This window comes from Photorhabdus caribbeanensis, assembly GCF_018448885.1.
In the GTDB taxonomy this organism is placed as follows: domain Bacteria; phylum Pseudomonadota; class Gammaproteobacteria; order Enterobacterales; family Enterobacteriaceae; genus Photorhabdus; species Photorhabdus caribbeanensis.
Map to the genome: position 1 here is coordinate 24711 of NZ_RCWB01000013.1, position 20275 is coordinate 44985.

Consider the following 20275-nt stretch of genomic DNA (forward strand, 5'->3'; position numbering starts at 1 on the left):
AGAGTGGAAAATGGGTTTCTCAAACTGCCCAAATTGGACAGATAGACGTATGTGCCATGTTGCGGGGTTTTGAGAGCATATAGCGACGAGAGATACGATAGGAAAATGGTCAACTACATGCTGAATGTCTTAAGCAAGTTATTTGGTAGACGAGGTGACCATATCGAGACCACGATAAGCATCCAAACGTTGCCACTGAAAGACGCGGAGGAGAAAGAAATCCCTCGATATCCACCGTTTATCAAGGGCCTGCCGGTAGTCCCATTAGAGACAATATTGGCAGCCCAAGCTGAATTGATCGAAAGGGTTAGGAACTCTCTCGGATTCACTGTAGCAGACTTTAACCAACTAGTACTGCCGGTGATTCAGCGTCATGCAGCTTTTGTACACCTACTGCCAGCTTCCGAAGCTCATCACCACCGGGCAGCAGGCGGCTTGTTTCAGCACAGTTTGGAGGTCGCTTTCTGGACCACCCAAACGTCCGAATCGGTTATATTTTCCATTGAAGGGACCCCACGTGAACGCAGGGAGAATGAACCCCGCTGGCGTCTCGCAAGTTGTTTCTCCGGTCTCCTGCATGACATAGGTAAACTTCTCTCTGATGTGTCCATTACGGACAAAGAGGGTGCTATAACCTGGAACCCGTATTCAGAATCGTTGCATGACTGGACAACCCGTCACAGTATAAACCGTTACTTTATCCGGTGGAGAAATGATAAGAGACACAAGCGGCATAAACAGTTCTCTACTTTGATCGTCGACCGGATCATCCCTCACGAAACTCGTGAGTTTCTCTCCGCATCTGACCCATCCATTATTAAAGCTATGCTGGAGGCAATCTCAGGTATGAATGTGAATCAACCGATAACAAAGTTGATGCTTCGCGCCAATCAAGAAAGCGTATTACGAGACCTTCGCCAGAATCTCCTTGATGTTAATGAGTTTGTCTATGGTGTACCTATTGAGCGCTATGTGTTCGATGCCCTCCGGCGGTTGGTTAAAGCTGGAAGATGGAAGGTCAATGAGCCTGGCGCAAAGGTTTGGCATCTACACCAAGGTGTTTTTATCGCATGGAAACAACTCGATGATCTCTATGATTTTATCAGTCAGGACACCATTCCTGACATTCCCCGCGTTCCTGACACATTGGCCGATATTCTCATTGAGCGAGGCTTTGCTATCCCTAACACCAATCACGAAAAGAGCGAAGGAGCGTACTACCGCTATTGGGAAGTGCTGCCAGAGATGCTTCAAAAGGTTACAGGGGCAGTGAAAATCTTGATGCTGCGTCTGGAATCCAATGAGCTCATTTTCACCACTGAACCGCCCGCTCCTGTTGCAGCAAAGGTGGTGAGCTATGATGAGGCGCCTGAACCTCCAATATGGGCTGTAGAACCGTTATCCATGATGGTTGATTTGTCGGAACAAACTATGTCATTCCAAAAAGGGGGCATAGAACTTGCGAAGGCTAAAGGGCAGCAGGAGAAAGTGACAACGGATGATGCAAGGGATGCGTTGATTGCGTTGCTATCACAATTTGGTGATGCCACTCCATTGCTGGAAGAAGCGATCATACCTGTCCTGGATGGCAAGAAAACGCAGGGAGAAGTGTTGTGTTTGATGAAAAACCAAGCGGTAATCCTCTACCCAGAAGGAGCCCGATGCTTGGGAAATCCACCCGAAATCCTGTCTAAACTGTCTCAGGCAAATGCTATCGTCCCTGATCCGATTATGCCGGGACGTAAGGTTCATCATTTCGGCAATATCAAGGCAATTGTGCTGACGGAACATCTTTCCAAAGCGGTGATTGCGGCCATCAAGGAAGCAGAAAGCACAGGCCAAAAGGAATTCAGGCGAGTAGCTCCACAGGCCATTCAAGATGAGTATCAAGAACTAAATGCCCACGACAACAAGAAGAGGGAGAGCAAAACATGGCAATAAATTATGACCCGCTTGCCTACGAAATGCCGTGGCGGACAAACTATGAAAAGAGAGCAGTAAGCGGATGGTTGGTGGCATCCGGCACTGCTTTGGTGGTCGAACAGATCAGCGCCATGCCGCCAGAACCATTCTACTGGATGACCGGAATTTGCGGTGTGATGGCTATGATTCGACTACCTAAGGCTATCAAGCTCCACTTGCTCCAGAAACATCTTCGCGGCAGGGATCTTGAGTTCATCTCACTAAGAGAACTACAAAAGTACATTAAGGGTTCACCTGATGAGATGTGGCTTGGCAGTGGTTTCATATGGGAAAACCGTCACGCTCAACGCGTGTTTGAGATCTTGAAGCGTGACTGGACCTCCATCGTCGGGCAGAAGTCCACGCTAGAAAAGATAGTCAAGAAGGTCCGTGGTAAGAAAAAAGAGGAACCTATCGGCCATACCTGGATTCATGGTACAGAGCCCAAGGAAGAAACGCTGATGCAACCCCTTAAACATACTGAAGGGCACTCTCTGATCGTAGGTACTACGGGAGCCGGTAAAACCCGTATGTTCGACATTCTCATTTCCCAGGCTATCCTGAGGGGAGAAGCAGTCATCATTATTGACCCGAAAGGCGATAAGGAAATGCGCGACAACGCTAGACGCGCATGTGAATCGATGGGACAGCCAGAACGCTTTGTGTCGTTCCACCCGGCCTTCCCAGAGGAATCTGTTCGGATTGATCCGTTACGCAACTTCACTCGTGTCACTGAGATCGCTAGTCGTTTAGCTGCTCTAATTCCTTCGGAAACGGGTGTTGATCCGTTCAAATCGTTTGGTTGGCAAGCTTTGAACAACATCGCCCAAGGCTTGGTAATGATACATGAACGTCCTAACCTGACAAAGTTACGTCGGTTCCTTGAAGGTGGTGCAGCAGGCTTAGTGGTTAAGTCCGTACAGAGTTATGCAGAGCGAGTGACTCCGGATTGGGAGGTCAAAGTCGCTCCGTATCTTGAGAAAGTGAATAATGGCCCCCGTGAGAAACAGGCTTCCGCCTTAATACGGTTCTATTACGATGAAATACAACCGGAACATCCCAACTCTGACCTTGAAGGTCTACTCAATATGTTCCAACATGACCAAACCCACTTCTCGAAAATGGTAGCGAGCTTGCTGCCTATCATGAGCATGCTGACATCCGGCGAATTGGGACCTTTGCTCTCACCTGATGCAAATGATCTCAGTGATATTCGCCAGATCACCGATTCGTCCAAGATTATCAACAATGCTCAAGTAGCTTATATCGGTCTGGACTCACTCACCGACAACATGGTGAGCAGTGCAATGGGTTCCATCTTCTTGTCTGACCTTACTGCGGTTGCCGGTGACAGATACAACTACGGTATCAACAACTGCCCAGTAAATATCTTTGTCGATGAGGCTGCTGAGGTAATCAATGATCCGTTTATCCAGCTCTTGAACAAAGGTCGTGGTGCGAAACTCCGTCTTTTCATTGCAACCCAGACACTTGCTGACTTTACAGCGCGTATGGGCAGCAAGGACAAAGCGCTACAAGTGCTCGGCAACATCAATAACACCTTTTCATTGCGTGTCGTTGACAACGAGACTCAGGAATATATTACAGACAACCTGCCGAAAACCCGTCTCAAGTACGTAATGCGGACCCAAGGGCAAAATTCTGATGGTAAGGAACCCATCATGCACGGAGGCAACCAAGGTGAACGTCTGGTGGAAGAAGAAGCTGATCTGTTTCCAGCTCAACTGTTAGGGATGCTGCCAAATCTGGAATACATAGCCAAAATTTCAGGCGGCAGAATCGTGAAAGGTCGCCTCCCCATATTGATTCAGTAAGGGCTGAACTATGTGTAACAAGAAGTATAAAGATTACGAGGTTGACATCATGGTCAACATGAACCCCTTCGACATAATGATAAATGAATTGAAAAATCGTGGTCGCAAGAACGCCCATATTTTGAGTATTCTTCAATTTGATTGGCCTGCATCGGAAACCATTATTGAAAAGCTGAGTTGCTATATCACCAATAGCATCAAGGCAAACCAAGAACCCATCATCTACTCGATCATTGAAGAAGCGCTTCTACGCTATAGCCAACTCGTCTTTCACAAACAACAGGAAAAATATGAAGACCCAGCCAGAATAGGAGCCTTCCTCGATACGTTGATCACTGAAACCTGTCGCGCTCTTGAAGTACAAATTGTCGATAATCATGGCGATACTTGGTCCGTCGATTCTGGGGAGCCATTTTCGCTTTGGCTATCATCTCACCCTGGCAAACTGTCCATTAACCCACAGCCACATGAAGATGAAGCCTTACTGAGAGGTTTACTGTACGAGCTGATCACCTGTGAAAGCGTGAAAACTGTATTGAGGAGAACAAATTATGAAGAAGCCGTGGTTACTGGTCGTATGGTTGTTGACCATTGAGTTGCTGGTAATTCTCCTATTGATACCAGGGAATTGGATAGATCGCTCCATTAAGCAGGAATCCGTGTTGGTGGAACAAAACCTTGGTATTGAAGCCCGAGATTGGATTCAAGAGAAAGCCTCTACTTGGCTTAGAGACAGTATCATTGATTCCGGGTTTTACGAGGGCATGTACTATATGTTGATTCCCTCCGAGAAGGAACGCCAGAAGTCCAGCGGCATGGAAAACATGGGACAAGATTGGTTTGTTTGGGTGAAAGGCAGAATGGAAGCTCTGGTAAATGTGATTTACCAATTCTATACCAGATTAGCCCTGCTGATGGCTTGGGCACCTTACATGCTGATTCTCTTCCTACCAGCCATTTATGACGGAATGATGACTTGGAAGATCAAACGAACCAATTTCGACTATGCAAGTCCAGTGATCCACCGATACAGCGTTCGTGGAACACTCTATTTAATGGCAGGACTGTTTATCACGTTCTTTGTCCCGGTGGCACTCAATCCGGTGATCATTCCGATAACCATGATGGCTTGCTGCGTCCTGGTTGGGCTGACTTTTGGCAATCTCCAAAAACGTGTGTGATGAAGCCAAAAAATAGACACAAGATACCTATGAAGCGGCCAGTGGCTGCTTTTCAATTTTCACATGTGAAAGTTTTTCACCACTATTTTTCCTTCCCATTTGTCGCTAGATATGCCCGAAAAGGGCGTGAAGCCGTGACAAAAATTCGGTGGTCCTAGCTGAGAATACAAGCCCCTAGGAAAATAAAGAGGGTCGCAATGAAACCAGTAAAGATACCGCGCCGGGTCGATGAACCACCCCATCTGCTATTGTGGGGCGCAGATGAGCTGGTCCCAATGCTGTTGGGTCTGACGATAGGGGTCATCATCGGTAAAGCTCTGATCTGCTTTCTGGGTGGGTTGCTCATAACCAACCTGTACCGGAGATTCAGAGACAACCATCCAGATGGATACTTGCTCCACATGATCTATTGGGCCGGATTCCTCATGACCAAAGCTAAGTCTCTCAAAAACCCATTTGTTCGGAGGTATTTGCCTTGAATCTGAAAAAGTATCTAAAGACTTGGGAAGGCTCTCAAACCGAAAATAAATGGGGTCGCATTTTTCAAGGTGGTTTGATCGCTATTATTTTCCTGCTGGTTATCCAGGTGTTCAGCAAGGAAACCATCGTGACAATCCAGCCTTTCACTCTTACAGAAGAGGCTTGGGTGACGAAGAATAATGCTTCCCAATCCTACAAGGAAGCATGGGGGTTTGCTTTTGCCCAGCTCTTGGGGAACGTCACGCCCAGAACCGTGGATTTTGTCAAAGAGCGAATCAGCCCTCTTCTCGCCCCGAATATCTATCAGGATGTGATTGATGTCATCGAAATCCAGGCTCAACAGATCAAGAACGACCGCGTATCTATGCGATTTGAACCTCGCTTTGTAGAGTACGAAATCAAGAGCGATAAGGTGTTTGTCTATGGGTACTCCTACATCAAAGGGGCCTCATCTAATGAAGAACGCAGCGAACGCACATACGAGTTTGTTGTCAAAATTGCCAACTATGCGCCTGTGCTGGACTACATCGACACCTATGCAGGCAAACCTCGTACCACAACTGTGTTAGAGCAGCTTAAACGCAGAGAAGAGACCCAGAGAAAGCATGAAGAATAAAGCTAACTTTTTACTTCTGGCCCTATCCTTAGCGCTTGGATCATCAGCGGCCTATTCCTCGGACGATATCCCTGTCGTCCCGGCTAGTGTTATGAAAAAGGGCGTACCGGCACCAATGCCTAACAGTGCTGAAGTAGTCGGTAGCGTAAATGAAAACCCGCTCTTAATTATGAAACCAGGCGTTAACCAGATCATTCCTATCGCGATTGGTCACCCGAACCGCATTGTAACACCATTCAGTAACCCTGAGGTGGTCTCTACATCGCTGACTAGCTCCAATGTAGAAGGGCAATGTGGTGAAGTCTGTATCAAAGAAAACGTCGTATATATTGCGACGGATAAGCAACATCCTGTGACTATGTTCATTACGGAAAAAGGCACCGAAGTGCAAGCTCTCAGCCTGACAATGATGCCCCGCCGTATTCCGCCGAGAGAAGTTTTTCTCAAGCTCGATGGCGGCATGAGGAGCAACGGCACGTACGTAAACACCAAAGCTGAGGCATGGGAACAGAGTCAGCCTTATGTGGAAACTGTCCGCTCTGTCTTCCGTAAGATCGCCCTTGGTGAAGTTCCTCAAGGATATACCATGAATCGAATCCCGGTCGGCGCAATAGTACCGAGCTGCGTTCATCCTGGAGTGAAAATTGACTTCTCCAAGGGCCAATACTTCATGGGGCATCACTTGAACGTGTTCGTTGGTGTTGTTCAGAATGTCTCGAACCACCCCACTGAGTTTAAAGAAGCGCTGTGTGGCAATTGGGATGTTGCTGCGGTAACGACATGGCCTCTAAATGTACTAGAACCGGGCCAAAAGACTGAGATATATGTTGCGAAAAAACAGAAACGAGGCATTGCGTCAGCCTCTCAGCGGCCTTCATTGTTGGGAGTTTCGCAATGATTAAACGTTACTGGACTGAGCTTGACCCTAATAAAAAGCGTTATATAGCAGTTGTTAGTGGTGTACTCGCGCTTTTTGCTATCGTGACAATATTCTCTGGCAAATCTCCGAAAGAAGAGACACGCGGTCGTCAGGAAACCATCCGACACGTACTGACCGACAAGAACACCCGAGAGATCGGTATCGATTCTTTATCTGCTGATGTGAAGATGGTTTCGCGTGAGAACTCTGATTTAAAAAAGGAGTTAGAGCGAGTTAAAAAGGAGTTAGAAGGGAATAAAAGCACTTCTGACCAGTCCACAAATGTTAGCCGTGAACTCACTCATCTGCGCCAGGACATTGATGATCTGATCAATCAGAATAAGGAACTAACAAAGAAAATAGAGAACGGCAAATCTGGCTCTGGAGACGGAGCCTCACCCGATCCTCGTTCGCAAGTCCACTCCATTACTGATAGCAGCCAGTTAATGGACCAAAAATTGGATTACAAAGACCCTGCATCATTTTTCCGTGATGCTCCGCTACCGGACTCAAAAGGTGGAATTCCTGTCGGCAGTAAAAGCGATAGCCATGATGCAACTAAGCCTGGTATTCAGATTGTCAGTTATTCACAAAAAGCACCAGAAGCGAATAAAAGTGTTAAGAATGAACGAGATGATTCTCTCTATTTACCATCAGGCTCCATCCTCACTGGAGTCTTAATTAACGGTATGGATGCGCCCACATCCCAAGGCGCTCGTCGCGACCCGTTCCCATCCACTATGCGGATTCAAACGGAAGCCATCCTTCCCAACAGATTCAGAGCTGATGTGCGAGAGTGTTTTTTGATTGTGTCTGGCTATGGCGACCTGAGTTCTGAGAGAGCTTATCTACGTGGCGAAACTTTTTCCTGTGTTCGTGAAGACGGTGGCGTTATTGAGGCTCGTCTCGATTCCTACGCAGTCGGTGAAGATGGTAAAGCCGGGGTTCGTGGCCGCGTTGTATCAAAGCAGGGGCAAATCATTGCCAAGAGCCTGATGGCTGGATTCTTAGGAGGCGTTTCAGAAGCGTTCGATGTAAACCCCGTACCCGTGATTAACACTAATCCTGGCTCTGGCACTAAATACCAGTCCGTTTTCTCAGGTCAAATGATGCAAGGGGCCGCCGTCAAGGGGGCAAGCAAGGCGCTAGATCGTATCGCTCAATTCTACATCGACATGGCAGAAGGGATTTTCCCTGTCATCGAAGTCGATGCTGGCCGTAAAGTAGACATCATCGTGACCAAGGGTACCAAGTTACAAATTCGTTCCACCGGGGGAACTAAGGAATGAAATTTTTGACCATTTTGACCAGAAAGGGCAGTTACAGGGACCAAGCTAAAAAGGAACTGCCAGTAAGATTCGTGCAAATGTTGGGGATAGGAACAACTTTAATAGCACTGTCTGGTTGTTCCGCTTTTAACATCGGCAAGGATGAGTATAGCTGTCCTGGTATGCCAAATGGCGTTCAGTGTATGTCAGCGCGAGACGTTTATGCTGCTACCAATGACGGAAATGTCCCACGTCCTATGAAACCAGAGGAAGTTAAGGCCAAAGCAGAAGCAAGTGACCAAAACTCCTCCAACGTTTCAGTGAACTCATCTAACTCCGAAAACGCGGTGATTAACAACTATGTTGCTCCGCGTCTTCCGGATCGCCCAATTCCAATTCGCACACCGGCACAGGTTATGCGGATTTGGGTGGCGCCTTGGGAGGACACCAATGGGGACCTCATTGTAACAGGGTATGTATATACCGAAATTGAACCGCGTAGGTGGGTAATTGGAGATGGCACACCACAAAGTGAACCAGTTTTGAGACCGCTGCAAACGGTAAAACACGAACCAAAGTCTAAAATAACTAAATAGGAGATGTTCATTATGAACGCAAATCAGTTGGCAAACGCCTCAAGTAAAGATAGCACCCTCTTCCTCCTACTCGGGTTGATGGCGGTAGTATTCTTGATCATGCCGGATCAGGCTCATGCAGGTACCGGTGGTACAGCGTTTGACGACGTATGGACTACCTTAAAAGATTGGACCCAAGGTACTTTGGGGCGAATCGTTGCGGGCGCCATGATTCTGGTTGGTATTGTTGCTGGTATCGCTCGTCAAAGCCTGATGGCATTTGCTATTGGAATCGGTGGTGGTATGGGCTTGTACAACTCTCCAACAATAGTGGAATCTATCATGTCAGCGACTTTGGAACATGCGGAAAAAGTCGTCCCGGTGGTTGTACAACTCAGTAATGGCCTAGTTTAATCGATATTATCTATTGTTCTTGAATGAGTTATAGGGGCTGCTCAAATGCTGCCCTTATTTTTTGCCTCACAGAAATGTTCTGACCAAACAACATTCAAGGTACTTTCTATTTTGCTCAAAAAGGGCACCTACGCAGCCTATGCTTTTTGAGTCCCTCCAGTAACCTTCAACATTGGGTTCTTGCAACTCGATATGAATGGAGAATGAGATGATTAAGCTAAGGCATAGATTTCTGGCTTTGTTTAGCACTTTGGTGGTTGTGACCTCTGGAGTAGCTCATGCAGAACTGCTGGAATACTCGTTTAAGGCTCCAGATGGTACGCAAAGGTCTCTGTCTCTGAACACTACCTATGCCAACCCGACAGGCAATATCAAATTTACCTTGAGTGCGGGAATCGACCGTAAGGTGCGAATCTCAGTTCTCAAGTCGGATGGTACCGTAGTTTCAACAGCGACCAGTCACCTTCTTGGAGCAACAGACCGCATCACCGTGGGAGACAAGTCTTACTACGGCGCTGAGTTACAACTCTCTGCACCTGATGAAGGAACCTATAAACTCAAGGCTGAGATTTTAGCCGCTGATAGTTCTTCGGTACAGACCGATCAATATGACTGGATAGTTGATACCACTGCGCCAACCCTGGGTTCTTGGACAGTCTCGGATGCTAATTACGACCAGACAACATCAGGAAACCTCTGGAAGTTAGGTACTGGAGGCGCTGAAGAAAACGCTTTTATCCTTTCCGACATTGAAGACACCTCTCCGATAAAACAGGTCAAATATCTGCTCTATCGTCAAAATGGTTCCCTTTTCCAAGAAAAAGATATTGGCTACGACGAAACAAATAAACAAGCCAGAGTACGTTATGACTTTGGATTTTTCCCTGATTCAAACCTGGATGAAGTGTTTAAAACCAAGTTCGTTATTACTGACGAAGCTGGCAACGTGTTCACAACTCCATTGCAGAGCATGATGTTCGACAACATTACCAATGCACCGCTAGGACCATTCGGGGTTTTTGACCCTGATTCTAATAATGATCTTGGACATAGTTTATCTGGATTTGTTCCGTATAAAAGTGGGATGACTGTCAAAACTAACCCAATTAAGTTAGCTTGGCGGGTGGAACGTAACAACTGGCACGAATACCGCGAAGGCGGTATCAAGATGCTTAACTCTCTTGGAGAGATGAGCAAGGTTAGCGAAGATAGCCAATACGTGTATCTTGTGACGACATCGCCTTATGGCCACATGGACGGAAACTATTGGCGTTGGATCAACTTCGGTCAATGGGGTGGAGGGGAAATTAGCTACAATTTGACACTTGCCCCCTCAGTGCCACAGAGCCCAAAGTTGCTGGGTGTGGATTACAACTATAGCGATATTGGGTGGTCATCTATGTATCGCTATTGGGTGAAGAATTCAACTCTGCCAGTGTCAGTAAACGAAATCAGAGTGAAAGTTGAACCTCGCCCGTATGTTCAAACAGCCGTACATCGCGGAAGCTGCGAAATACCCATTGGGCAGGACAATTGTATTATTTCCAATAGCTTCACTATGGAAAAAGGTACCACAGGTTATATCCATGATAATGTGACAGTGTACAACCCAGAAAAATCCCTGATGTCTAATCCAATGTGGGCAGAAGTGAACTGGAACGATCAACACTATCCACAATTAACTCAGAGCTACGATGCAGAAAATAAGATTTTTACACTGTTCGTTACACAGGCTGGTCGGGGTTCATACTTTGATCGCCTGCATTTGAAGGAAGCTTGGATAGAGGACAGCAAGGGTAACAAACTGTCTCCTACGGGCGGACTCATTGCGAACAACTGGGAAAATTATACTTATCAATGGGATCTAAAAACCCTGCCAGAAGGACAGTTTAACTTGGTTGCTGCGGCAGAAGAGATGCACGGACCTTTGACAAAACAACCGATGTTTCAGATCACATCTGACCGCACTGCGCCAATAATGACCATCAGCATTTCTGATGGCTCCAGCATACGAACGCTGGATGATGTTATCGTCACTCTCTCAGATGCTATTGACCCTTCTCCTAAACTGACCTCTATTTCCCTTGTAGGCGGACCCGCGGCGGATAAGGTTCAACTGTCGTGGCGTGAGGAGTCAAAAGGTCGTTTCCGCTTAGAATACCCTGTGATGTTCCCATCCTTGAAAACCGGCGAATCCTATACTCTTACCGTAAAGGGTCAGGATGCACAAGGAAACATTGTTCAGAAAGGGGTTGGATTCGAGTACAAACCGCGCCAAGTTACACTGGCTGATGGTATGGACGGAAAGCTGATGATTCCTGCTGTGACGCATGAGTTTACTCATGCTGACGGCAGCCGAATCATTGAGACCAAGCCACTGATGTTGAATGATAACTCAGTAGTTAAAGGGGTCTATGATGTCTTTGCCACTTTGCGTTCCGATGCCAAAGTACCACTGATAGTGAACGGCGTCCGAATTGAACCGGGACAAACTATGAGCATTATGAACCAGCACAATTTCGGCTCATCGGGCGGCAAACTCAGCATCCCGGTTAAACCAGCTATTCCAGATGTAGTTGGCACCTCCAGCTTGCTAGTCACAACAGCAGCGCCTAACGCTCCGATCCTAGTGCTCGACATCCACACTTGGAAGGCATTTGCGAAACTGACTGCCGAAAGCTGGGAGGTACAGCAAGTCATTGATCCAGTGAAGATCTTCGCTTTACCAGAGACAGGGGTTCCCTGCCGATTCACCTCCAAGGAAGAAGAAGCTCGCCGGGCGGACCCGATTCGTGACCCAGTGTGTTTACTGCAATGGGACAGAACTCCCGATGAGTCGGAGCAAAGCACCCAAGAAACGGACGGGCTTAAGCTAGCAGGATTAATCGGCCAAGCCGTCAGCCTAGGAGAACAGCCGGTCGAGTACAGCCTTCATCTTTTCAGTGGAGATGGCAGCAAGGTCAAAGTGGGAGGTGGTAGTCGTAATCTTGTGGTCAAAACAGCTTACGGTACTATCGGTTACACACCGGGGAATGAAATCGCACAGGTCAATCGAGTCATCGAAAACTTTGATGTGCGGTTTACCCAGAATTTGGGCACAGCTTGCTCACCAACACTCAATGCAGATCAGGCCAAACATGATGCGTCCACTAAATATGCTGGCAGTTTAAGTCGTACTTGTCTATTCGAGTGGCTGACTATCCCGGATGGTTTGACGCAGGATCAAAACTCCACCATCCCCGGACTTTCAGGCACTCTAGCTGAAAAAAGTATACATACTCTAGGTTGGCGCATCAGTGCTTACAGTAAAAATGGCACCCGCATCACCCTGAATGACCAAACCTTTAATATTGAGGCTATTGACCCGTTAGCGCCCACCATCGAGCTTTCTTCGAAATACAACTTCAAAGACAACATCTACATGGTGCCAATGCTCGGGGATTATCTGGGGGATGTGACGATTAGCTCAGAACGAGCTGATCTGGATATTGCGATTACCCGGAACGATGACATTCTGGAGTCAGAGACTTTCTCATCAGGACGAGGGGGCAACATCAAAGTGTATCGCCGTATCAATACAGATCAACGAGGCCTCTGGGAAGAAACTATCTACCGGATTAAGGCAGCCTATAACAAGGTGCCTGACGTGCAAACTGAGGCGGTATATCGGACAATTTCAACTCCTCCATACAGCATCGTGCCAATAGTCGAAGTTCAGGGGGATACCGCTATCGACACTCAGCCCCTACCTATAAAAGTGCTGATCCGTGATCAATACAAGCCGACTGGAGCCTATGATGCCAACACAATGGGGATTTGGAAAGTTCGTTTGATCCGACAGATGGCCTATGACCAAGTAGAGACATTAACTGACTATGTGGAGAGCTCGTCAGGTGAGGCGAACTTCAATGTGGACCTGTCCAAGGTGAATGCTCCTTCAATACGTATCGTCGCAGAAGCCGTTCTGAACTCACCAATAGAGGGATACTCTCGCGTTGTACAGTCCACCCGCCCTTCGTTCCTGACGGTACTGAAAGGTGGAACTATTGCCGCCAAGGTAGTGGCGCGTCGCCTTTCTGGTGAAACGCCATTCAAAGCGGTTTTCACGTTGGAACTAGCCGACCGCCAAGATTATCGCGCAACGGGTAATGTGGTGTGGGATGTCAGTAAAGATGATGGTAAGACTTGGCAGAGCTTTACTCCAGAAGAACGCTATAAGTACCAATTGGTACAAACCTTCGAGAAGGGAAAGTATAAGGTTCGAGCCAAGGTGATCAACCGTAACTCCGGAGCTGAAGCTTACACTGAAATAGTAGATGTGATTGCTTACGATAAACCGAAGTTAGCAGTCATAGGGCCACAAACGCTATTTGTAGGGAGTGAGGGAAAATTCACTACAAAAATGACGGTTAATGATCAGGAGATAAGTAGCTCTGATGTCGTAATCGAATGGTCCACTGATGATGGCAAGACCTATGATCAACAGGGACCATCCATCAGCCTGAGCCGTGATACCGATACCCGAGTAAAGCTATGGGCTCGAGTCAGAGCAAAGGAAGCTCCGGCAGACGATGACTATGCCTACCGAGTCGCCAAGACAGCGGTGGAGTTCCGGGCCATAAAACCTCCACGTCCGTATATATCGGGACCGAGCGTAATTGAGACTGGAAAAACGTATACTTTCAAGGCAAATACCAGCCTGCCCTACAAGGGGATGGATGTGCAGATCAAAGGATTTTTTACGTTGCCGAATGGAAAGAAAGTAGAAGGAGATACTGCCCAATACACACCGAGCGGGGAGGATTTAACGAAGGAAAAGGTAGAGACAACCTATACGGCCTGGATTGAAGGATTCAGAAATAAAGGGGCAGAGGCGTCACACACGATTCACTCCAAGATCTGGCAGTACGTATGGCCTAAATTTGGGATGCAGGTGAGGAAGACCGCAGATGTAGCTCCTGCGATAATCACAATCAATGTTAAGCCGATAGGATTCTCTGGGAAGCTGGAAGAACCGGTGTACGAATGGGAGCTACCGAAAAATGCGGTAGTCGAAGACCAGAAACAACCGCCAGTGCGGTCATTCACCCTTAAAGAGGCGGGTGAGTACAGTATCAAGCTCAAAATCCGTGATGCTCGTGGTAATGAGTCGATGCTAGAGGAATCTGTAAAACTGGGTGAAGCCGAGAAATATGTAATCGATTTACAATATTCCGGTTCCAACCCTAATAACCGTGAACCGCTGGATGTACTACTACGTCCCTACATCTCTGGGGGACACCCAAGAGACAAAATTCTCACACGGCAATTTATGGTAGATGGGAAACCGTTGGAAAGTACAGGCTTCTATGGCCGCACAACACTGACTGCCGGTGAGCATAAGATCCAACTCAAGGTAATGTCAGAGATGGGGCATGAAGTGGAGGGGCTCCTGATTCTGAAAGTGGCGGAGAACCAGCTCCCAACCTGTGCTATTCGTTCTCGTGAAACCATTGGATCTTGGATTGTTTATGCTGAGTGTGAAGATAAAGATGGTCGGATAAAGAGCTATGAGTGGACAGTGGGAGGTGAGAAGCAATCAACAACCGCAGATCGCCTGACCATTAGCAAACGGAAGAGTTCAATAATGCCCAAAATCACCCTAATTGGTATTGATGATTCTGGTGGTAAATCTGAGGTTATCACTCTAAATGGAAGTTAATCGACATAACATGAGCCCGATTTTAAACGGGCTTTTTCTGTTTCCCTCTGGAATTGTCCAAATTGGGCTATTACAGAGACGAGTCTGTTTCTCCCCCTCAGATACACTGCCCAGCATCCAGTAATCCAACTGAGGGGATAGACATGCGGACAAAAATACTTGGAGCATTGGTGGTGTTAGGGGGGATTACATCATCTGCTCATGCCTTGGAGATTACGGACACTAGGGCGGCTAAGATAGAAGACATCGTGAAGCTGCCGATCAAAGGGATTCAGGCAGTTGAGAGTGATGGACAAATCCTGTTCCTGTCAGAGAACGGACGATTTGTCATCACAGGACAAATTTACGATCTCTGGAACAAAAAACCTCTAAACACCATGTCTCAGATGCGAGATGTGGCAGAGAGAATTCATTTTAAAAGCATGGGAATGGATGTTGATACTTTGAACACCGTTTCAATGGGGCATGGTTCCAAGGAAGTTGTCGTATTTGTCGATCCTCGTTGTGCCATTTGTCATAAGCTGATAAACGATGCGAAGTCTCTGATAGACAATTACACTTTCAAGTTCATTGTGATACCAGCGCTTGGCGCTGAATCAAACCGTCTTGCCAAATCTCTTTATTGTGCCAAGGACAAGAGCCGTGCGCTTGACGCTTTAATGAATAACACTCTGGGTTCCCTGCCGCCAAAAACTTCTTGTGACCCCGGACAGTATGACCAGACTCTGTTGACCAGCCACTTTATTGGGATTGAAGGAGTCCCATTTGTTGTGGCTCCAGATGGCCGGGTGAGTAAAGGACGTCCTAATAACTTGAAATCATGGCTGGAGGATACTGAATGATAGTAACCATCAAAAAAAAGATGGCTGATACACTAATCCCAGAACACTTCAGAGCGGCAGGGATTATTCCAGTGTTGGCCTACTGTGAAGACGAACACGTTTTTCTTATGGATGATCATAGCATTGGCTTTGGTTTTATGTGTGAACCTCTATGTGGTGCAGATGAGAAGATCCAAGAACGTGTGAACGGCTTCTTGAACCAAGAGTTTCCTTCTAAAACTACCCTTCAGTTTGTTTTATTTCGATCCCCTGACATTAATCAAGAGATGTTCCGGATGATAGGACTGCGGGATAGTTTCCGCCACAACTTGTTGACTTCTGTCATCAAGGAACGGATTAACTTTTTGCAACAACACACAACGGATCGGCTTTATACCAAGACCAATAAAGGTGTCTACGATAATGGACTGATTCAGGATCTCAAACTGTTTGTAACCTGCAAGGTACCGATCAAAGGCAACAGCCCCACTGGCAATGAGCTCCAGCAACTGATCCTACTTAGGACAAAGGTTGAATCGTCTCTCCAGACAGTTGGTTTGCGTCCGCGTACTATGACTGCGGTGAACTATATCCGGCTCATGAATACCATGATTAATTGGGGGTCTGAAACTTCCTGGCGCAATGACTCGATTGATTGGGAGGCGGATAAGCCAATCTGCGAACAAATATTTGACTACGGCACCGATCTTGAGGTCAGCAAGAATGGAATCCGTCTTGGTGATTACCATGTTAAAGTGATGTCGGCCAAGAAACTGCCCGATGTGTTCTACTTTGGAGATGCGCTGACCTATGCCGGGGATCTTAGTGGCGGGAACTCAAGCATTAAAGAGAACTACATGGTCGTGACTAATGTGTTCTTCCCGGAGGCCGAAAGCACCAAAAATACTCTCGAACGTAAGCGCCAATTCACGGTGAATCAAGCATATGGCCCAATGCTAAAATTCGTGCCAGTGCTGGCAGACAAGAAAGAGAGCTTCGATACGCTTTATGAATCCATGAAGGAAGGCGCTAAGCCTATCAAGATAACTTATTCAGTAGTAATTTTTGCACCGACTAAAGCGCGAGTGGAATCCGCTGCAATAGCCGCTCGGAACATCTGGCGAGAATCTCGCTTTGAGCTTATGGAAGACAAGTTCATTGTACTTCCGATGCTCCTGAACTGCCTACCATTCTGTACTGATCGTGATGCTGTTCGTGATCTCTTCCGCTACAAAACCATGACCACAGAACAAGCTACTGTTCTGCTACCCATCTTCGGGGAGTGGAAGGGGACAGGAACCTATCATGCAGCTCTTATTTCTCGCAATGGGCAACTCATGAGTTTGTCTCTTCACGACAGTAATACCAACAAAAACCTCGTGATCGCCGCGGAATCCGGTTCCGGTAAATCTTTCCTGACTAACGAGCTGATTTTTTCCTATCTGTCCGAAGGTGCCCAAGTTTGGGTTATTGATGCCGGAAAATCCTACCAAAAACTGGCGGAGATGCTCAAAGGCGATTTCATTCACTTCGAGGAAGGGACAGATGTGTGCCTTAACCCATTTGAGTTGATTGAGAACTACGAAGATGAAGAAGACGCCATCGTTAGCTTAGTCGGTACAATGGCATCAGCCAAAGGTCTACTAGATGAATGGCAGATTTCGGCTCTCAAACAGGTTCTTTCTCGTTTGTGGGAAAGGAAAGGTAAGGAGATGAAGGTCGATGATATTGCTAAGTGCTGCCTAGAAAGTGAAGACCAACGCCTCAAAGACATTGGTATGCAGCTCTACGCCTTCACATCGCAAGGCAATTACGGAAAATATTTCGCATGGAAGAACAACATCAGTTTCCAGAACCAGTTCACAGTTCTGGAACTCGATGAATTGCAAGGGCGCAAACACCTCCGTCAGGTTGTACTACTGCAACTCATCTACCAAATTCAGCAAGAAGTCTTCTTAGGTGAACGTAATCGTAAGAAAGTAGTCATCGTGGATGAAGCTTGGGACTTACTCAAAGAGGGAGAAGTTTCGGTGTTCATGGAGCATGCTTACCGTAAGTTCCGTAAATACGGCGGTTCAGTGGTGATTGCTACCCAATCAATCAACGATCTCTACGAGAACGCCGTTGGCCGTGCCATCGCGGAAAACTCAGCCAGTATGTACTTGCTTGGTCAGACCGAGGAGACCGTAGAGTCCGTGAAACGCAGTGGCCGCCTGACGCTCTCCCAAGGAGGATTCCATACCCTAAAAACCGTTCACACCATCCAAGGCGTATATTCAGAAATCTTCATTAAATCGAAGAGTGGCATGGGCGTTGGCCGCTTGATTGTGAGTGATTTCCAGAAGCTGTTGTACTCAACCGATCCGGTTGATGTGAACGCCATCGACCAGTTTGTAAAACAAGGCATGAGTATCCCAGAAGCTATTAAGGCCGTGATGCGAAGCCGCCAACAGGCCGTTTAACCAAGGAGACTGCAATGAACATCAAAGCAATCTTTATCGCTGCTGTTCTGGGCATTGTCGGTGGTTTCGGCAGCTCTTACTTTGTCATGAAGGAACAGATGGTCAGTATTCAAAACAGGCTCAATCAATCCCCGCCAGTAGTCGTGGTTGATTTTGCCAAAGTTGCGTTATCCTACCCGGCGGGAGCCTCTCAGGAAGAGATCGAAAAGCTGATGGTGAAAACCAATAACGCCATCTTAAAACTCAAAGAAGCTGGCTACTTGGTACTGGACGCCAGTGCTGTTATTGGTGCACCGAGTGATGTGTACCTTCCTGAGGAGGCGTTTAAATGAAGTTCTTCGTAAAAAAAGAGCCCTGGAGACGCTTTGGAATCAAAGCAGGAGTCACTCTGTTGGTGCTGTGGGTAGCCAGTGTTGCATTTGCAAGCCGCTACCGGATTGGTATTGACTCGCAACAGGAAAAATGCTTGCCCGGTTATACCTTCTTCCTTATTGATTTGAAAAATCAGAGTCTAGAACGCAGCGCTGTATATGCATTTTCTGCGAAAAATATGCAACCGTTCTACAAGGATGGTACACGCATGGTCAAGATCCTGACCGGGATGCCCGGCGATACGGTGGTAATCAATGATAAGTGGAAAATCACAGTAAATGGGGAGCAAGTCGGAGAAGGTTTGCCGCTCGCAAGGAAGTTATATCTGCCTGAAAACCACTTCTACGGGAAGACCACTCTGGATAAGGGTAATTACTGGTTCATGGGTAAAAGCCCTTTCAGCTTTGACTCTCGTTATTGGGGGATTGTGAAAGATGACCAAATCATTGGCCGCGCATACCCTATTTTCTAAAATTGTCGCCGCATTGGTGCTAGTGGTTGGAATTGCATCTGCTGAACAATCCCCGATCACTATCGAAGATAAAGCCCTTATCGGGCAAGGCAGGCAGATTGTGGAGAAGGCAGGTAAGCAGGAGAGCCCTGCGTGGCTACAGAACCCACACATAGATACTGCTCAGGCTGAGGTTGCAGAATTTTTTAAACAGCTCCAGTCAACCAATCCAACATTGAGGGAAATGAGACGTACGCAAGCCGAAAAAAGTATTTACACCGACCACAAAATCTTAGTATTCGCGTCGCTCTCCCTCGGAGATCAGGGACTAGATGATGTGTTATCTGCAATATCGGGTAATACTGATGCCGTTGTTGTCTTTCGAGGCATTCCAGAGGGAATGAACCTAGGACAGGGGGTGAAAGTTATCCAGGCGCTAGCTGCTAAAAAAAATCCGGTGCCGAACATTATCATCAATCCGACACTGTTCAAAACGTACGACATCACATCTGTACCAACAATAGTGATACTAAAGGATGAACCGCGGCTTGGAGAACCACCGAAGGAGATAGCTAAGGTTTCGGGGCTGTCCGATCCAGCATGGCTCAGCCAAAAGGTGAAGAACGGCGAGAAAAAAGACTTCGGAGTCAAGGGACCTGTCGAGGAAATTAGTGAGCCCGATCTGATCGAAGTAGCGAAAAAACGTCTTGCCAACATCAATTGGGAAGAGAAGAAAAAACAGGCTATTGAGCGATTCTGGAGCAAGCAAAATTTCAACGAACTCCCATCGGCCAAAAAATCCAGAACCCGCGAGATTGCTCCAAGCATAATGATCACCAGCGACATCTCAGCGCAGGACGGAACGCTGATCGCGAAACAAGGGGCTATTATTAATCCATTGGATACTCGCCCATTTACCCAGGCAGTTGTTGTTTTTGACCCTTTAGATAAAAAGCAGATGAAAGTGCTCAACAGTGTTCTGCCAACGATAAAGCAAAAGCCAGGCGTTCATCGAATCATCTACATTGCAACTCGGTTCGATAAAGACAGGGGCTGGAATTCATACAAGGAAGTGACTGACTTCTTTGATGCGCCAGTTTACCTTTTGACGCCAGATCTTATCTCTAGGTTTGAGTTGGAGTTCACCCCGAGCATCATCACGGCCAAAAACAAGAAATTCGTCATCCGAGAACTCGCAGAGGAAAGTGATGAGTGACT

At 47.1% G+C, this 20275-nt stretch carries 16 protein-coding genes; all 16 read left to right on the forward strand.

All coding sequences use genetic code 11. From position 1 onward, the window contains the following. The first annotated feature begins 117 nt into the window (after positions 1 to 117). The 16 genes from mobH (at position 118) to EAE90_RS10870 (ending at position 20273) form a co-directional block, all read left to right on the forward strand. Positions 118 to 1941 carry a MobH family relaxase gene (gene mobH, locus EAE90_RS10795; RefSeq protein ID WP_214053561.1) on the forward strand — a complete coding sequence of 608 codons (1824 nt, stop codon included), beginning with the start codon at positions 118 to 120 and terminating at the stop codon, positions 1939 to 1941. Continuing rightward, a complete protein-coding gene (gene traD, locus EAE90_RS10800) occupies positions 1932 to 3797 on the forward strand; it encodes a conjugative transfer system coupling protein TraD (RefSeq protein ID WP_214053497.1) in 1866 nt (621 codons plus the stop codon). The genes mobH and traD overlap by 10 nt, the downstream gene beginning before the upstream one ends. A 10-nt stretch (positions 3798 to 3807) precedes the next feature. Further along, positions 3808 to 4392 (forward strand): hypothetical protein, encoded by a 585-nt coding sequence (locus tag EAE90_RS10805; protein WP_214053498.1) that lies wholly within the window; start codon positions 3808 to 3810, stop codon positions 4390 to 4392. Next, positions 4349 to 4978 (forward strand): IncC plasmid conjugative DNA transfer DtrJ family protein, encoded by a 630-nt coding sequence (locus EAE90_RS10810; RefSeq protein ID WP_214053499.1) that lies wholly within the window; start codon positions 4349 to 4351, stop codon positions 4976 to 4978. Before EAE90_RS10805 ends, EAE90_RS10810 begins: the two co-directional genes overlap by 44 nt. Positions 4979 to 5175: 197 nt before the next feature. Beyond that, positions 5176 to 5457, forward strand: a complete 282-nt coding sequence (gene traL / locus EAE90_RS10815; RefSeq protein WP_214053500.1) for a type IV conjugative transfer system protein TraL — start codon at positions 5176 to 5178, stop codon at positions 5455 to 5457. Next, on the forward strand, positions 5454 to 6074 hold the full coding sequence (locus EAE90_RS10820; RefSeq protein WP_214053501.1) for a TraE/TraK family type IV conjugative transfer system protein: 621 nt from the start codon (positions 5454 to 5456) through the stop codon (positions 6072 to 6074). Before traL ends, EAE90_RS10820 begins: the two co-directional genes overlap by 4 nt. A 115-nt stretch (positions 6075 to 6189) precedes the next feature. Beyond that, positions 6190 to 6972: a TraK domain-containing protein gene (locus EAE90_RS10825; RefSeq protein ID WP_246550611.1), complete on the forward strand. Its 783-nt coding sequence runs from the start codon at positions 6190 to 6192 to the stop codon at positions 6970 to 6972. Continuing rightward, positions 6969 to 8282, forward strand: a complete 1314-nt coding sequence (locus EAE90_RS10830; protein ID WP_246550613.1) for a TrbI/VirB10 family protein — start codon at positions 6969 to 6971, stop codon at positions 8280 to 8282. Before EAE90_RS10825 ends, EAE90_RS10830 begins: the two co-directional genes overlap by 4 nt. Then, a complete protein-coding gene (gene traV / locus EAE90_RS10835; RefSeq protein WP_214053503.1) occupies positions 8279 to 8857 on the forward strand; it encodes a type IV conjugative transfer system lipoprotein TraV in 579 nt (192 codons plus the stop codon). The genes EAE90_RS10830 and traV overlap by 4 nt, the downstream gene beginning before the upstream one ends. 12 nt (positions 8858 to 8869) lie before the next feature. After that, positions 8870 to 9250, forward strand: a complete 381-nt coding sequence (gene traA / locus EAE90_RS10840; RefSeq protein WP_425516850.1) for a TraA family conjugative transfer protein — start codon at positions 8870 to 8872, stop codon at positions 9248 to 9250. Between the two features lie 196 nt (positions 9251 to 9446). Beyond that, complete coding sequence (locus EAE90_RS10845; RefSeq protein WP_422615992.1) at positions 9447 to 14951, forward strand: Ig-like domain-containing protein; 5505 nt, start codon at positions 9447 to 9449, stop codon at positions 14949 to 14951. Between the two features lie 143 nt (positions 14952 to 15094). Beyond that, on the forward strand, positions 15095 to 15793 hold the full coding sequence (locus EAE90_RS10850) for a DsbC family protein (protein WP_214053506.1): 699 nt from the start codon (positions 15095 to 15097) through the stop codon (positions 15791 to 15793). Then, positions 15790 to 18234, forward strand: coding sequence for a type IV secretion system protein TraC (gene traC / locus EAE90_RS10855; RefSeq protein WP_214053507.1), 2445 nt, complete (start codon positions 15790 to 15792; stop codon positions 18232 to 18234). Before EAE90_RS10850 ends, traC begins: the two co-directional genes overlap by 4 nt. Positions 18235 to 18248: 14 nt before the next feature. Further along, positions 18249 to 18566 carry a hypothetical protein gene (locus EAE90_RS10860; protein ID WP_214053508.1) on the forward strand — a complete coding sequence of 106 codons (318 nt, stop codon included), beginning with the start codon at positions 18249 to 18251 and terminating at the stop codon, positions 18564 to 18566. After that, positions 18563 to 19078: a S26 family signal peptidase gene (locus EAE90_RS10865; protein ID WP_214053509.1), complete on the forward strand. Its 516-nt coding sequence runs from the start codon at positions 18563 to 18565 to the stop codon at positions 19076 to 19078. Before EAE90_RS10860 ends, EAE90_RS10865 begins: the two co-directional genes overlap by 4 nt. Then, positions 19041 to 20273, forward strand: coding sequence for a TrbC family F-type conjugative pilus assembly protein (locus EAE90_RS10870; RefSeq protein WP_214053510.1), 1233 nt, complete (start codon positions 19041 to 19043; stop codon positions 20271 to 20273). Before EAE90_RS10865 ends, EAE90_RS10870 begins: the two co-directional genes overlap by 38 nt. Positions 20274 to 20275: the final 2 nt, after the last annotated feature.